12 protein-coding genes are annotated in these 15065 nt (G+C 73.9%); 2 read left to right on the forward strand and 10 right to left on the reverse strand.

From position 1 onward, the window contains the following. Positions 1-1426: ABC transporter ATP-binding protein (locus IG54_RS0133510; protein ID WP_420712308.1), on the forward strand; the 1426-nt coding region annotated here is incomplete at its 5' end. 57 nt (positions 1427-1483) lie between these two features. Here IG54_RS0133510 and IG54_RS0133515 read toward each other — a convergent pair. Further along, a complete protein-coding gene (locus IG54_RS0133515) occupies positions 1484-3115 on the reverse strand; it encodes a GAF domain-containing protein (RefSeq protein ID WP_030793574.1) in 1632 nt (543 codons plus the stop codon). Between the two features lie 68 nt (positions 3116-3183). Beyond that, positions 3184-4221 carry a rod shape-determining protein gene (locus IG54_RS0133520; protein WP_030793578.1) on the reverse strand — a complete coding sequence of 346 codons (1038 nt, stop codon included), beginning with the start codon at positions 4219-4221 and terminating at the stop codon, positions 3184-3186. Between the two features lie 291 nt (positions 4222-4512). On the opposite strand from IG54_RS0133520, the gene IG54_RS0133525 reads away from it, so the two are divergent. Continuing rightward, on the forward strand, positions 4513-8271 hold the full coding sequence (locus tag IG54_RS0133525) for a S8 family serine peptidase (RefSeq protein WP_063756297.1): 3759 nt from the start codon (positions 4513-4515) through the stop codon (positions 8269-8271). On the opposite strand, the gene IG54_RS0133530 is transcribed toward IG54_RS0133525, so the two are convergent. The 8 genes from IG54_RS0133530 to IG54_RS0133565 all read right to left on the reverse strand — a co-directional run bounded on the left by IG54_RS0133530 (position 8208) and on the right by IG54_RS0133565 (position 15058). Next, positions 8208-9683, reverse strand: a complete 1476-nt coding sequence (locus tag IG54_RS0133530; RefSeq protein ID WP_030793585.1) for an acyl-CoA synthetase — start codon at positions 9681-9683, stop codon at positions 8208-8210. The two genes, IG54_RS0133525 and IG54_RS0133530, sit on opposite strands and share 64 nt — an antisense overlap. Positions 9684-9792: 109 nt before the next feature. Further along, a complete protein-coding gene (locus tag IG54_RS0133535) occupies positions 9793-10860 on the reverse strand; it encodes a YeiH family protein (protein WP_030793588.1) in 1068 nt (355 codons plus the stop codon). Beyond that, complete coding sequence (locus IG54_RS0133540; protein ID WP_030793594.1) at positions 10860-11429, reverse strand: cysteine dioxygenase family protein; 570 nt, start codon at positions 11427-11429, stop codon at positions 10860-10862. The genes IG54_RS0133535 and IG54_RS0133540 overlap by 1 nt, the downstream gene beginning before the upstream one ends. Positions 11430-11541: 112 nt before the next feature. Next, entirely contained in the window at positions 11542-12447 is a 906-nt protein-coding gene (locus IG54_RS0133545; protein WP_030793596.1) for a LysR family transcriptional regulator, read from the reverse strand. A 63-nt stretch (positions 12448-12510) separates the two neighbouring features. Further along, positions 12511-13119: a hypothetical protein gene (locus tag IG54_RS0133550; RefSeq protein WP_234336448.1), complete on the reverse strand. Its 609-nt coding sequence runs from the start codon at positions 13117-13119 to the stop codon at positions 12511-12513. Next, on the reverse strand, positions 13109-13912 hold the full coding sequence (locus IG54_RS0133555) for an FkbM family methyltransferase (protein ID WP_030793601.1): 804 nt from the start codon (positions 13910-13912) through the stop codon (positions 13109-13111). The genes IG54_RS0133550 and IG54_RS0133555 overlap by 11 nt, the downstream gene beginning before the upstream one ends. A 13-nt stretch (positions 13913-13925) precedes the next feature. Continuing rightward, the gene (locus IG54_RS0133560) at positions 13926-14153 is read right to left on the reverse strand and encodes a Trm112 family protein (protein WP_030793604.1); all 228 of its coding nucleotides are present in this window, start codon (positions 14151-14153) and stop codon (positions 13926-13928) included. Further along, positions 14150-15058 carry a hypothetical protein gene (locus IG54_RS0133565; protein ID WP_037898243.1) on the reverse strand — a complete coding sequence of 303 codons (909 nt, stop codon included), beginning with the start codon at positions 15056-15058 and terminating at the stop codon, positions 14150-14152. The genes IG54_RS0133560 and IG54_RS0133565 overlap by 4 nt, the downstream gene beginning before the upstream one ends. Positions 15059-15065: the final 7 nt, after the last annotated feature.

The raw sequence follows: 15065 nt of genomic DNA on the forward strand, positions 1-15065 counted from the left end.
GGGCTTTGTGGGGGATGCGGGTGATGTGGGCGATGTGGGCGATGTGGGTGTTGCGGGCGTTGCGGGTGTAGTGGGCGCTGCGGGCGTTGCGGATGGTGGTGCTGGTGGTGCTGCGGGTGCCGCGGGCGTTGCGGGTGCCGCGGCCGATGCAGGCGTTACGGGTGCTGCGGCCGATGCGGGTGCTGCCGGCGCTGCGGGCGCTGGTGGCGCCGCAGGCGATGCGGGCGTGCCGGAGGGCGGCTCGGTGGCGGAAACCGGCTCGGTGGCGGAGGTCGGGGCGGTCGCAGCGGATGGGGCGGTCGCGGGGGACGGGGCGGTCGTGGGAGGTGGGGCGGCGGTGGTCCCGGGTGTGGGCGAGCTGCTTCTCAAAGGCCCCGTCCCGCAGGAGAAGTGGGCCCTGCACGCCGACGTCACCGGCCATAACCAACTGACCCTCGACGCCCCGCCCGGCACCACCATCGCCGTCGTCGGGCCCAACGGAGCCGGCAAGACCACGCTGCTGCGCGCCCTCCTCGGCCTGACGCCCCGCGCCCACGCCCGGCTGCGCCTCGGTGACCAGGACGTCACCGCGCTGCCGCCGCACCGCCGCGGGGTCGCCTGGGTGCCCCAGGAGGGCGCGCTCTTCCCGCATCTGAGCGCGCTCGGCAACACCGCGTACGGGTTGCGGGCGCAGGGCGTCCACCGGGCGCGGGCCCGCCGGGAGGCGCGGGCCTGGCTCGACCGGCTCGGCGTCGGCCACCTCGCGCACCGCAAGCCCGGCCAGCTGTCCGGCGGGCAGGCCCAGCGGGTCGCGCTGGCCCGGGCGCTCGCGGCCCGGCCCCGGATGCTGCTCCTCGACGAGCCGCTCGCCGCCCTCGACCAGACCACCCGCGCGCAGGTCCGCCACACCCTGCGGCGCCATCTCGACGGCTTCGGCGGGGTGTGCCTGCTCGTCACGCACGACCCCGTGGAGGCGGTGTCTCTGGCGGACCGGGTCCTCGTACTCGACGAGGGGCGTACGTTGCAGGACGCGCCGCCCGCCGAGGTCACCCGGCATCCCCGTTCGCCCTGGGTGGCGCGGATGCTCGGCCGCAACGCCTGGCCGGGGACGGCCGGCGCGGACGGCGCGCTCGTCCTGGCGGGGCGGGGCCGGCTGGTCGTCGCCGACCCGCCCGCGCCGGGCACGCGGGCGCTGGCGGTGATCGCTCCGGAGGCGGTGTCCGTACACCGCGAGAGGCCGAAGGGGAGCCCGCGCAACGTGTGGCGGGGGACGGTACGGGAGGTGACGACCGCCGGGAGCAGGCTGCGCGTCCTGATCGTCTCGGCCGAGGCGCCGGATCTGATCGCCGAGATCACCCCGCAGGCCGCGGTGGAGCTGGGGATCGTGGACGGCGCCGAGGTGTGGACGAGCGTGAAGGCCACGGAGGTCTCGGTGGTGGCGCTCTGAGACACCCACGGGCTACCTGAGGCTGCTGACTACTGGCTTCCGGCTACTGGCTTCCGGCTACTGGAGAGGGGCCTGCCAGGTCACCGTCGTGCCCGCTTCCACGCTGTCCGTGGCTCCGTCGTCGTACACCGTCAGACGCACGCCCTCCCGGCCGTCGGGAAGGGTCGCCCGCGCGTCCACCGCCACGTCGACGCGCGTGACCCCGGTCCGGCGTGACGCGGCGGCCAGGGCCCGGCGCAGGGCGGCCAGGAGATGGGCCGCCGCCGGGTCCGTGATCCGGGTGTCCACGGCGCCGCCGAAGTGCACGGACGGCTGGATGCCGAGGACGGCGGCGGCGCCCGCCGTCTCGCGGAGGACCTTGCCGCGGAAGGTCGTGGGGGCGTCGGCCGGCGGCTGCTGGAGGGCGAAGATGGCCGTGCGGACCTCCTGGATGGTGGACTCCAGTTCGTCGACCGCCTGGTCGAGCGTGGCCTCCACCTTCCGGGAGCCGGCCTTGCGCCGCGTCGACTCCAGCATCATGCCGGTCGCGAAGAGGCGCTGGACGACGAGGTCGTGCAGGTCGCGGGCGATGCGGTCGCGGTCCTCGAAGACCGCGAGGCGCTCCCGGCTCTGCTGGGCGTCGGCCAGGACGAGGGCGAGGGCGGCCTGCGAGGCGAACTGGGTGGCGAGCAGCCGTTCGGCGGGGGTGTAGGTGGGCGCCCCGCGACGGCGCGGCAGCGCGAGCGTCCCGATGAGCCGCCCGCCGGCCTGGAGCGGCAGCATCATGCTGGGTCCGAAGCGGGCCCGTACGTGCGTCGTCATCCGGGGGTCGGTCGCGGAGTCCTCGATGAATACGGGCTCTCCGCCGAGCAGCTGGGTGAGGACCGCGCTGCCGGGTTCGATGGTGGTGCCGATGAGGTCGTTGTGGTGGGAGGGAGAGGGCCCTCGGGGGGTGGCGGGGGCCTCCGCTCCGGCAGCCTCCGCCCCAGGGCGCGCTTCGGCTGTCGCGGACCTCGGCTCGGGTGGTCCGTCCGGCCCCGAGGGCAGAGAGGGCTCGGCCGTCCGGAGGGAACCCGCCGCGCCCCCGGAGGGCCCCGCCGAGGCGCCCCAGCCGTGGGGGGCACCGTCCGTCGAGGCGGCGACGATGCGCATGCCGCCCGCCTCCGTGGGCTGGAGGATCACCCCCGCCGCCGCGCCCGCGAGGACTCTCGCCCGGTCCGCGACCGTCATCAGCGCGTCCGCCGCCGCCTCACCCGTCAGCAGCGCCGTGGTCACCGCCGCGGCCCCCTCGATCCAGCGCTCCCGCTGCCGGGCCGCCTCGAACAGGCGGGCGTTGCCGATCGCGATGCCCGCCTGGCTCGCCAGGACCTTCAGGAGCTGCCGGTCCTCGTCGGTGAACGGCCCCCGCGCCCGGTCCGCGAGCAGCAGGTCCCCGAACGCCTCGTCATGGACGAGGATCGGTACGCGGAGGACCTCGTCGTCCGCCGCCGCGCGGGTCGGCGGCGTGCCGCCGCCCGCCACGAACATCTCGGTCGGCCCCTCGTGGGCGGGGGAGCGGACGCCGAGCGTGCCGTACGCCGCGCCCGTCAGCCGCGCCGCGCTGTCCACGATGTGCTGGAGCGTCGTCCGCAGTTCGAGATCGGTGCCGACGCTGAGGACCGCCTCGAACAGCGGCACGGAAGGCAGCGGTGCGTCCGCTCCGTCGGGCATCTCGCTCTCGCACTCCGTGTCGCGGTATCGGTCTCCGCCGCCGGTCAGCCGGACAGCTCGACAGCCGGTCAGCCGGACAGGGGGTCCAGGACCAGCGGCTGGATCTTGCCCTCCAGCATCGCACCGAGTCCCAGTACGGCGCACACATCAGGTCTTTCCGCGATTTGTACGGGCATTCCCGTCGCGTCCCGCAGCATCTGGTCGAGTCCCGGCAGCCGCGCGCTGCCGCCCACCATCATGATTCCGCGGTCCGCGAGGTCCGCGACCAGATCCGGCGGACAGTCGCGCAGCACCTTGCCGATGCCGTCGAGCACGGCGGTGAGCGGGGTGTGGATCGCGTCGCGCACGGCGGCGGTGTCCACGTGGACCGAGCGGGCCAGGCCCGTCGCGACGTCCCTGCCGTGGATCTCCGTGGACTCCGGGCCGTGCGGGGTGAGGCCGTTGCCGCTCAGGGCGAGCTGGAGGGGGCGTACGGACTGGGAGGGCAGCATCAGCTCGTGCTGGTGGCGCAGGTGCTGCACGATCGCGTGGTCGATGGCCTCGCCGCCCACGGGAATGCGTTCGGCCGTCACGATCGAGCCCATGGAGAGGACCGCGACCTGCGTCGTGGCGGCCCCGCAGACCAGGATCATCGTGGCCTCGGGGCGCTCCACGGGGAGCCCGCAGCCGACGGCCGCCGCGATGAGGGTGTCCACCAGTTCGACCCGGCGGGCGCCGAGCCCGACCATCGTCTCGACCGCCGCGCGCTGGGCGAGGGGGTCCGCGTCGTGCGGGGTGCAGGCGGCGGCGCGCAGCCGCGGCTTGCGGCGCAGGGTGCGGCGGAGCTTCTCACCGAGCAGGTGGCGCAGCATCCGCTGGGCCATCTCGATGTCGACGACGGTGCCGCCGGAGACGGGGCGGACGACGCGGATGTAGCCGGGCGTACGGCCTGTCATCTGCTCGGCGAACTGCCCCACCGCGATGAGCGCGCCGGTCCTCGTGTTCACCGCGGCGGCGCTCGGCTCGTCCACGACGAGGCCCGCGCCCTTCACGAACACGCGGGTCCTCGCGGCACCGAGGTCGACGGCGATGTGGCAGCGGCGCAGCTGCTCCAGACTGACGGTCATGGCAGGTCCTCCCGAGAGCGCAGACCGTTATGGACCGTCGGTCGGCGGTCCCTTCTCCCTCGCATCGTGCGGGGGCCGGGTGCGCCGCGCGCGTTGGGATGAGCCGGGTGGGGTGCGGCTGGACGGGTGGTTTCGGGGCCCCGCCCCCGCGCAGGCGGGCCGCTCGACCGGCAGTCGAGCTGGCGGCTTTCCGCCAGCCATCGCCAACTCCCCTTTCCTATAAGGCCCCTGACACTCTTCCCAGCACTCGGGCACCACCCCCGCCCGGGTCCGACGAAGAGAGGGAGCCTCATGAGCAGAGCCTCCGCGCGGCGAAGAGCCGCGCTCGTTGGTGCCGCCGGTCTCCTGTCCGCCCTGCTTCCCGCCGGGCCGGGCGCCACCGCCGACGAGAAACCCGCACCGAGCGGCCCCGCCCCCGCCGCCATCGCCTCCGCCGACTCCCACACCGTCACCCTGATCACCGGCGACCAAGTCACCGTCACGCGGCTCCCCGGCGGCAGACGGACCGTCACCGTCGCGCGGCCCCCGGGCGCGAGCGGGGCCGTGCGGAGCCGGACGGCGGGCGGGCGCCTCACCGTCGTACCGGACGAGGCGCGGCCGTATCTGCGCTCCGGAGTGCTCGACCGGCGGCTGTTCGATGTCGGCGAACTGATCCGGCAGGGGATCGGCGGCCGCGACGGGACGCGGCTTCCGCTCATCGTCACGTATGAGAGGGGCGTCCGGGTCCGGGACCGCGCGGTGCCCCGCGGTGCCGTGAAGGTGCGGGCGCTGCCGAGTGTCGCGGGCCTCGCCGTGACCGCCGAGAAGCCCGGCGCCCTGTGGAGGGCCCTGCGCGACGAGGCGTCCGGCATCGACAAGGTCTGGCTCGACGGGCGCGTCGAGGCCGATATGGCGCGGAGCAACGAACAAATAGGCACGCCGAAGGCCTGGGCGGCCGGACTCACGGGAAAGGGGGTGAAGGTCGCCGTCCTCGACTCGGGGGTCGACGGGGCGCACCCGGATCTTCGGGGTCGCGTCGCGGAGAGCAGGAGTTTCATCCCGGGGGAGGAGGTCGCCGACCGCAACGGCCACGGCACCCACGTGGCCTCCACCGTCGGCGGCAGCGGCGCCGCCTCCGACGGGAACAAGGAGAGGGGCGTCGCGCCCGGCGCCTCCCTGGCCGTGGGCAAGGTGCTCGGCGACGAGGGCTTCGGGAGCGAGTCGGAGGTCATCGCCGGTATGGAGTGGGCGGCCGAGGACGTCGGCGCCGAGGTCGTGTCCATGAGCCTCGGTTCGCAGGAGCCGAGCGACGGCACCGACCCGATGGCCACCGCCGTGAACGCCCTCTCCAAAAAGACCGGCGCCCTATTCGTCGTCGCGGCCGGGAACACCGGCGCGCCCTCGTCCATCGGCTCACCCGGCGCCGCCGACTCCGCGCTGACCGTCGGCGCCGTCGACTCCCGTGACCGGGCCGCCCCCTTCACCAGCCGGGGCCCGCGCGCCGGCGACCACGCCCTCAAGCCCGATCTGTCGGCGCCCGGTGTCGACATCCTCGCGGCCCGCTCCGGGCTCACCGGCGGCGAGGGCTTCTACACCGAGATGAGCGGTACGTCGATGGCGACCCCGCACGTCGCGGGTGTGGCCGCCCTGCTCGCCGAGAAGCACCCCGACTGGACCGGCGCCCGGCTCAAGGACGCCCTGATGTCCACGTCCCGGCAACTCGACCGCGGTGCTTATGAGGTGGGGGCCGGGAGGGTCAGTGTGCCCGAGGCCGTCGACGCGGTGATCACCGCGAGCGGCAGCGTCGACCTCGGCTTCCACGACTGGCCGTACGACCGTGAAGAGCCGGTCAGGAGGACAGTCACGTACGCCAACTCCGGTGACACAAAGGTGGAGTTGAGCCTCGCTGTCCGAGGCGGCGCCGACGGGGCCGTCGTGCTCGGCGACAGCACCCTCACCGTCCCCGCGCACGGCACCGCCTCGACTACCGTCACCGGCGACGGCACGAAGGCGCCCGTCGGGAACACCAGCGGCGCGGTCGTCGCGAGCGCCGGGGGCGAGCAGGTCGCGCACACCGCGTTCGGCCTGGTCAAGGAGGAGGAGCGGTACACGCTCACCGTGCGCGTCAAGGACCGCGACGGCGCGGCGGCCCCGGCCGACCTCGTGGTGCAGCGGCTCGCCGAGGGGGCCGATCCGTTCCCGGCCGCTGTCGGCGACTCCGGCACCCTGAAGCTCCGCCTGGAGCCGGGGACGTACGCCCTGACCTCCTTCCTCGACGTGCGCGGCGCCGAGGGCGGGGACTCGCTCGGCCTCGCATTCCTCGCCGACCCGCAGATCCGCCTCGACCGGGACCGCGAAGTGACCCTGGACGCCAGGAAGTTGCGGCAAGTGGAGGCCGAGGTCGGGCGGCGCACGGAGAACCGGCAGCTGTTGATGGAGTACGACAGGAAGGGCGGCGGCGTCGAGCTGCAAGAGGCCGTCCAGGTGCCCGTGAAGTACGACAGCGTCTTCGCCGCCCCGACCGCCCAGGTCACCGAGGGCAGCTTCGAGTACCGCACGGTCTGGCGGCTCGGCAAGCCCCTCGTGGACGTCAAGGGCCTGCGCGAGGCCGTCGCCCAGCCCGGCGGGACCGTCGCCGAGGGGCGCAGGAAGTGGGCGCTGGTGTACGCGGCCGACGGCACCCCGGCCGCGTACGAGGGCAAGGACGTGCGGGGCAAGGCCGTCGTCGTACGCCGCACGGGCGCGGTCGGTCCGGCGCGGCTCGGCCAGGCGGCGCAGGACGCGGGGGCGAGCGCACTGTTCGTGACGGACAGTCGACCGGGGCGGCTCAACGCCTGGTTCGGCACCGACGACAACACGGACCGGCCGCTCCAGATCGCCACCGTCGACGCCGCCGACGGATCCCGGCTCATCGCGGCGGCCGAGGCGGGCAGGAGGATCGAGAGCATCGGCACGGTCAGCAGCCCTTACCTCTACGACCTCTCCAAGGGGTACGAGGGAGCCGTACCGCACGACCTCACCTACCGGCCGGCCAAGCGTGAACTCGTCGTACTCGACACCAAGTTCCACGCCGTGCGGCCCGCCGCGGGCAGCGAGTTCCGCTACTCGATCACCGGCACCTTCCCGACCGGCATCGGCTTCCAGGAGAAGGCCCACTACCCGGCGGAGCGGACGGAGTACGTCTCCACAGGCGCTGGGCAGCTCTGGCACGAGTCCGTGACCACGGGGCCGGGCGCCCTGGAGGAGCGCGGCGGCCTCGTCTCCTACCAGGGCGGCGAGCGGACCGGCCTCAACTGGTTCAAGCCGGTGCTGCACCCCTGGCTCGGCACCGGCCTCGGCTGGGGCCAGACGCGCCGCGGCGACACCCTGGAGTTCAACGTGCCCGGCTGGGGCGACTCGGGCCCCGACCACACCGGCTTCGGCGATGTGGCGAACGAGGAGACGATGACGCAGGTCAGCGAGGTTTTCGTGGACGGCGTCAGCGTCGACCGGCGCGAGGGCTCCGGGGTGTACGTGCGGGGCGCGGACCCCGCGGAGCGCACCTACAAGGTCGTCACCGACACGACGCTCGACCCCGGGCGGTGGCGACTCGCGACGAAGGGGCACTCCGAATGGACCTTCAGGTCGAAGGAGACCCCCGAGGACAGGAAGACCTTCCTGCCATTGCTCAACCTCGGCTTCGACATCGACACCTCCCTCTCGGGCGAGGTGCCCGGCGGACGCACGATCCCGGTGAGGATCTTCGCCGAGTACGTCAAGGGCGCGACGGGCCCGGGGGCCCTTGGCGGCGGAAAGCTGGCCGTGTCGTACGACGAGGGGACGTCATGGCGTGACGTCGCGCTGGCCCGGGACGGCGGGAAGGCCTCCTGGGAGGGGCGGTTGCGGGTGCCGCGCGGCGCCACCTACCTCTCGCTGCGGGCCTCGGTGAGCGATGACCGGGGTGGGGCGGTCTCCCAGGAGATCGTGCGGGCCGCGGGGGTGAGGCAGGTGGCTCCAAGGGGCGGACCTCAGCGCGGCAGGGCCCGCTTCATGATCTTCCCCATGTCGTTGCGCGGCAGCGCGTCCAGATAGCGCACGACCCGAGGCCGCTTGTGCGGGGCCAGCCGGTCGGCGACGTGGGACGCCAACTCCTGCGCGGGCGGCTGGTTCCGGGGGTCCGCCGGGACGATCCACGCCACGATGCGCTCCCCGAGGTCGGGGTCCGGCTCACCGGTGACCGCGGCCTCCCGCACCCCCGCGTGCTCCAGGAGCGCGTTCTCGATCTCGCCCGCGCCGATCTTGTAGCCGCCGCTCTTGATGAGGTCGGTGGCCTTGCGGCCGACGATCCGCACATAGCCGTCGGGGTCCCGCAGCGCCATGTCGCCGGTGCGGAACCAGCCGCCCGGCGCGAAGGCCGCGGCGGTCGCGTCGGGGCGGTTCAGATAGCCCGTGAAGAGGTTCGGGCCGCGCACCTGGATCTCGCCGACCGCCTCGGGATCGTCCGCCGGGACCGGCTCGCCCGCCTCGTCGACCAGGCGCAGCTCCACACCCGGCAGCGGCACCCCGACCGCGCCCGCGCGCGGCTCGCCGTCCGCCCGGACGCTGGTGTTCATGAGCGTCTCCGTCATGCCGTACCGCTCGATGACGCGGCGGCCCGTCGCGGCCGCGATGCGCTCGTGGTCGTGGACCGGCAGCGCGGCCGAACCGGACACCAGGAGCCGCGCCCCCGCCAGCGCCTTCGCCAACTCCGGGTCGGCGGGCAGGGCCTCGGCGATCCGGTGGTACATCGTCGGCACCCCGAACAGCATGGTCGCCCCGGCCCCCAGCTCGCGCGCCACACCCTCGGTGCTGAACCGGCCGAGGTGGCGCACCGAGCCACCGCGCCGCAGCGGGCCCAGCGTGCCGAGGATCAGGCCGTGCACGTGGAACAGCGGCAGGCCGTGCACGAGGACGTCGTCGGCGGTCCACTCCCAGGCGTCCGCGAGGGCGTCCAGGGTGGTGGCGATCGCACGGCGCGGCAGGACGGCGCCCTTGGGCGGGCCCGTGGTGCCGGAGGTGTAGACGATCAGGGCGGGGGCCTCGGGGGAGTCCGGCTCGGTCACCGCGGACCGTGGGCCCGCCACCGGCTCCCGTACGTCCGTGACGACGTCGAGCCGCGTCAAGTCGGCCAGCGCGGGCGGCAGTTCGACGCCCGGCTCGGCCAGGACCAGCGACGGCGCGCTGTCCGCCACGATGTGCGCCAGCTCGCCGCCGCCCGACTTCGGGTTGAGAGGGACGGCCGGCACCCCGGCGAGCAGCGCGGCGACCACGCCCACGGCGGTTTCCAGGGAGGGCGTGGCCCAGAGGGCGACGCGGTGCGCCCCGGCCAGCTGCCCAGCCAACGATCGCGCCGCGGCGGCCAGTTCGTCATGGCTCAGCGTGCGGTCACCGAAGCGCAGCGCTTCCCCGGCGCCGGAGGCCCGGGGGTACGGGGCGGCGGCCAGGGTCGGGAAGAGGGGGTCCACGTCTCGTACTCCTCGAAGTCTGCTCGGCCTGTGCGGGGCACCCGCAGTCTCACACAGGGCGACGCGGCCTTCCTGGAGGCCTTCCTGGAGGCGATCGACTCACCGGTAGTCAGTACGTCAGGACCACACCCGCGTACGAGATCCCCGCGATCACGCCCCACGACGCGAGGCCGAGCGCCGCGACCCGGCCGCCCGTGCGGGTCAGGGACGGCAGGTCGACCGCGCTGCCGAGGCCGAACAGGGCGGCGGCCAGCAGGAGTTCCTGCGCCGTATGCGCGAGGTCGAGCACGCCGCCCGGCAGCCAACCGGTGGTGCGCAGGGCGACCATGGCGAGGAACCCGACGACGAAGAGCGGCACGAGCGGCGGACGCTTGGCGCCCGCGGCCCGCTCGGCGGTGGCGGACCTCGAGCGCGCCCGCACCGACAGGGCGACGGCCGCGACGAGCGGCGCGAGCAGCGCGACCCGCATCAGCTTGACCAGGACCGCGTCGCCGAGCGCCCCGGGACCGGCCGTCTGCGCGGTCGCCACGACCTGCCCCACGTCGTGCACGCTCGCCCCGACCCAGCGCCCGAACTCCGCGTCGGTGAGCCCCAACGGGTGCTGGAGCAACGGGAGTACGGCGATCGCGAGCGTCCCGCACAGCGTCACCAGCGCCACCGAGGTGGCGGTGTCCCGCTCGTCGCTCTCGGAGACCTCGCTGACCGCCCCGATCGCTGACGCGCCGCAGATGGAGTAGCCGGTGGCGATGAGCAGCGGCTGGTCCCCGCGCAGGCCCATGCGGCGGCCCAGCCACCAGGTGCCGAAGAAGGTGACGGCGACCACGCCGAGCACCATCACGACCGACGCCCAGCCGAGCCCGAGCACGTCGTCCAGGCCCAGCTTCAGGCCGAGCAGTACGACGCCGACGCGCATCAGCCGCTTGGCCGCGAACGTCAGGCCCGCCTTGCCGGGGCCGCGTACGAAGAGGTGGGCGGCGCCGGGCAGATGTGCCGCGGCGATGCCGAGGACCACGGCGGCGGTGAGCATCGGGACGCCGGGCACCAGCTGGTGCACACCCCAGGCCACGGCGACCCCGGCGGCGGCGAGCGCGAGCCCGGGAAGCTTGCCGGGCGGCCGAGCGACCGGCGAAGTCGTGGTCCTGATACGGGACTTGGGGCGCTCGCCGAGGAGCGCCATCACCGGTCTGCCGGGAACTCGTACACCCGCCGGACGCTGCTGCCCAGGCGGGCTATGTCGGCGCCGTAGATGTGGATCGATATCGCGCGTGCGGTACAGGCGTTCCACACCCGGTGGATATCGCCGGGCGGCGCGAAGCCGCAGACCGCGCCCCGCGGATTGACGACGTCGTCCGTGGCGACGAGGCGGGCCGTGCCGCCGGTCTCGGTGGCGGGTACCAGGCGGTAGCGACGCTCGTGCTCCTCGCCCTCGTGTACGCCGGTGACGCACCACGAGACGTGGTCGTGGATCGAGGTGCGCTGCCCCGGCAGCCAGACCAGCGCCACGATCGAGAAGCTGCCGTCGTGCTCGGCGTGCAGGACGTGCTGGCGGTACCGCTCGGGGTCGCCCTCGCACTGCTCGTCGGTGAGCAGGTCGGCGGCGCCGAGATGGGGCGCGAGCCGCTCGCCGACCAGGTACGCGGTCAGGTCGGGGGGCAGGCCGCGCCCGACGGCCTCGCGCACATCGGCGACGAGGGTGTCGAGGCGCTCTGTGGTCCGGGCGGCCCGGTGCGTGGTCGGCGTGGTCATACGGGCAGCGTCCCGCCGAGTGATCCATCACGTCCAACGACAGTCTTTTGGCCACCCTTAAACTTCTGCTTATGGATCCCGGAGGGGAGCGGACGGCTCCGGGCCGGCGGGCTCAGCAGCCGACGCGGTTGGCCGCCACGGTCCTCAGCTCGTCCAGGACGAGGGCGGTGGCCGGGATGCGCAGATGGTCCTTGAGTACGTACGCCGAGACCTGGCGCCGCGAGGCGGGATCCAGGGCGCGGCCGGTCACCTTGCGGTGGCACAGGAAGTTCAGGACGAGCCCCGGCATCATCGCGATACCGAGCCCTTCGGCGACCAGGCTCTGCACCACCAGATTGTCGTCGGTGGTGAAGGCTATGTCGGGCGCGAAGCCCAACTCGGCGCACTCGTGCAGGAAGTTGGCGCGGCAGCGCGGGCAGCCGGCTATCCACCGCTCCTCCGCCAGCTCGGCGAGCTTGACCGAACGCCGGCGTGCCATGGGGTGCCCGGTGGGCAGCAGCACGGTCAGCTGATCCTCCATCAGGGGGATCTCCGCCAGCTCGTCGGGCACCTCTTCGTGCAGGCCCGGGTAGGTGAAGGCGAGCGTGATGTCGCACTCGCCGCGCACCACGCGCCGCAGCGACTCCGGCGGCTCGTCCTCCAGGAGTTCGACGCGCACCCCCGGATGCCCCGAGGCGAGGCGGGCCAGGGACTCCGGGATGAGCGTGGCGTTGGCGCTCGGAAAGGCACAGACCCGCACGCGCCCCGACCGCAGCCGCGTGATCGCGTTCATCTGCTGCTGGGCGGCGGAGATGTCGTCCAGGATGATCCCGGCGTGCCGCGACAGCGCCTCCCCGGCCTCCGTCAGCCGCATGCGCCGGCCGACCCGGGTGAACAGCGGAGTGCCGACGGACCGCTCCAGCGCCTTCATCTGCTGGGTGATCGCGGGCTGCGTATAGCCGAGGGAGCGGGCGGCCGCCGAGTACGACCCGGCCCGGACCACTTCGTGAAACGTCTTGATGTGCCGTGAATCGAACACCGCCAAATCATAAGCAGATGTTGGGAGGACCGAACTCCCCGCGTCGCGTCACGGAGCTGATCCTCAAGGCGTCGGCATGGCTCCGGAGTCCCCGAGCGAGATCCGTTGCAGCAGCCCCCACGTGAACTCCGCGACACAGCGCCGCCGCTGCCCGCCCGCGTCCGGCGCGGTGAACGCGAGCCGCCACCGGGTCGGCGCCGTCCCCTCCATGGGCCTCGCCGGAGCGAAGGCGCGCGCCGCCTCGTCGACCGTGCACGACCAGGGGGTGAGGTCGTCGACCGTACGGAGTACGGGGCCACCGGCCCCCGGCGCGCGCACCAGCCACTCGTTCCACACCGCCCCGTTCGGCGCGAGCAGCACCTCGAAGCGCAGGTCCGGCCAGAGCGGCACCGGCCAGGCCAGCGCCTCGCACTCCAGGTCGCCGATCGCCCGGCGCACAGCCGACTCGGGGGCGCCGAGAACCGAGCGGTAGCGCGCCGCGGCGCCCCGGGAGCGCTGCCCCCGCGACATCGCCTGCCAGCGGCGATTGGCCTCGCGCATCCGGGCGACGGGAACGCCGAGTTCCTGGCGGGCGCCCTCCACCAGGTCCGGGTTGTGGTCGGCCATGCGGCGCAGCAGCACCAGCTGGAAGTCCAGCGGGGTGAACGGCGCGGCGGAAGGGCTAGACGGCATGTGCTCCATCGTCGCGCACCACGGGCGCCCCGGGGCGGCGGCCTTCCGGGAGGAACAGCACCGAGTTGACGTACCGGGGGTGGCGGGGCGTGAGGACCCGGCGCAGCAGCCCCTGCGAGACGACGTACGAGGTGGCGCGCTGGTGCGCCTCCAGGTCGAAGGCGGCGAGCGGCAGCCAGGTGTCGTGCGGCAGCACCCAGCCCCGGTAGCCGTGGTGGCGGGTGAGGAGGTCCACGATCGGGGCGATCGGCTGGATGCGGGACTCCAACTCGATGAAGATCGCCGGACGGTCGCGGGTGATCAGCTCCCGCGCACCGCGCAGCACCGGCAGTTCGTTGCCGTCCACGTCGATCTTGACGAAGTGGACGTCCCGCAGGCCGAGCCCGTCCAGCGTCAGGCACGGCACGTCGACGGCGGTGGCGTGGATGTCGCGGCGGATCAGTGACGACACGCCCCGCTCGCCGTTGTCCCCGCGCGCCAGCCAGAGCCGGGCCGTGCCGGGCCGGTCGGTGGCCGCGGCCTGGATGACGCGGACGTTGCCGGGGGTGCTGGCGTCGAGCAGCCGGGCCAGGTGCGGCACCGGCTCGACGGTCACCACGTGCCGCGCCCGTAAGGCGAGGCGGCGCGACCAGGGGCCGTACCAGCCGCCGACGTCCACGGCGGTGCCGCAGTCCGGCGGGCAGAGGTCGGCGAGCCGGGCCAGTTCCGGCTCGAAGCGCGGATAGACCAGCCGGGCCAGCGAGGCGATGAGGCGGTCGGGGACGTAGGGCGCGAGGCGTGCGGCGAGCGTCACGGGCGGCCCCCCGTCACAGGGATATCCGCTTGAGCAACTGCTCGTGCTCGTCCTCGGGGACCTGCTCGCCGGAGGAGGGCAGCAGCTGCGGGATGCCGTCGATGACCGGGTAGCGGCGGCGCAGGCGCGGATTGTAGAGCGCCTCGTCCGGGACGAGGGGGTCCGCCGGGGCGAGCAGGTGCAGCGGGCCCTTGTCGAGCGGGCAGGCGAGGATCTTCAGCAGCGGGTCGTCGGGGTTCATCCGCTTGTCAACTCCTTGGTGGGGGACGGGGGGTGGGGCGGGGGTCCGTCGTGCTTCGGCATGGCGAGCAGGACGGAGACGGCGAGCACGGTGCCCGCGATGCGCAGTGCGAGGCGCACCGGATCGTCCGGCAGCGCCTCGCCGAACGCCAGCGTCCCGAGCACCGCGGTGAACAGGGCGGTCACCGTCGTACACACGGGAACGATCAGCGAGGCCCGGCAGCGCTGGAGCGCGGCCTGCGACATGACCAGGCCGAACGCACCGGTGAACAGGAGCAGATACGGGTACGGCGAGCGCAGCAGGTCCACCAGCGCGCCCCCGATGCCCTGGGTCGTCAGATGGCTGGAGACCCCCTTGATGGCCAGCGAACTCACGCCGTACAGCAGGCCCACCGCCACGCCGTACTCGACACCGGCCGACGGCATGCGGTGGCGGTGCTTCGCTCGGCGCTCGGCGGCGCTGTACAGCCAGACGCCCGCGGCGAGCGACGGCAGGCAGACCGCGAGGACCAGCGGCACCGGCGCGCCGCGGCTCACCGTGTCGGAGTGCTCGTTGAGCGACAGCACGACCATGAGCAGCGCGAGGAGGATCGCGGCGACCGCGTACCGCTCACGGCCCGAGGTCCGCTCGCCGAGCAGGACCGAGGACAGCAGCAGCAACAGGACGAGGCCCGATACGAAGATGCCCTGCGCGGCGGCGATCGGCAGCGTCCGGTACACCGCGAGCTGGGCGCCGAAGCCCGCCGCGAGGGCGAGCGAGCCACCGATCCACAGCGGGCTGCCGAGCACCAGCCGCAGCAGCCGGGCGGGGTTGCGGACGCTGACCGACGGCATGGCGCTCAGCGCCCGCTTCTCCAGGACGAACCCGGTGCTGTAGAGCACGTTCGCGAGCAGCGCCGCGGCCACACCCCAC

It is taken from the genome of Streptomyces sp. NRRL S-920 (assembly GCF_000717945.1).
Lineage (GTDB): Bacteria > Actinomycetota > Actinomycetes > Streptomycetales > Streptomycetaceae > Streptomyces > Streptomyces alboniger.